Annotated in this window: 1 protein-coding gene; it reads left to right on the top strand. The window is 49.5% G+C overall.

Going from position 1 to position 413, the window contains the following annotated elements; translation table 11 throughout:
* Window positions 1–413: Ig-like domain-containing protein (locus AB4Z08_RS35850; protein ID WP_441578580.1), on the top strand; the 413-nt coding region annotated here is incomplete at both ends.

Raw genomic sequence — 413 nt, 5'->3', positions numbered from 1 at the left:
GGATGTAATMATAGGCGCCACTACAAGATCCGCTACACTTGTGAGCGGCAGCGGCACCAATGCTTTACTGTACAGCTACACGGTACAGCAGGGCGATATGGATATGAATGGTATTACACTCGGTACAGCACTTACCGGCACTATTCGCAACACAGCCGGCAAGGATGCCGTACTCACGCTCAATAATGTGGCTAATACTACGGGCGTACTCGTAAATACCACTAATCCGGGTGTGGTCATTTCCACTACTGCTACTTCGCCGGTGATAGCACCATTCACAGCGACCATCACGTTTAGCGAAGCGGTGACTGGATTTACATTAGGTGACATTACCGCCACCAACGCTACCCTAAGTGCATTCCAGACAACAGATAATATCACTTACACCGTTCTCGTAACACCTGCCACAGATG

The organism is Chitinophaga sp. RAB17 (assembly GCF_052114225.1).
Lineage (GTDB): Bacteria > Bacteroidota > Bacteroidia > Chitinophagales > Chitinophagaceae > Chitinophaga.
Note: the sequence above shows the minus strand (reverse complement) of the source record. Positions and strands in the feature narration are given on the sequence as shown.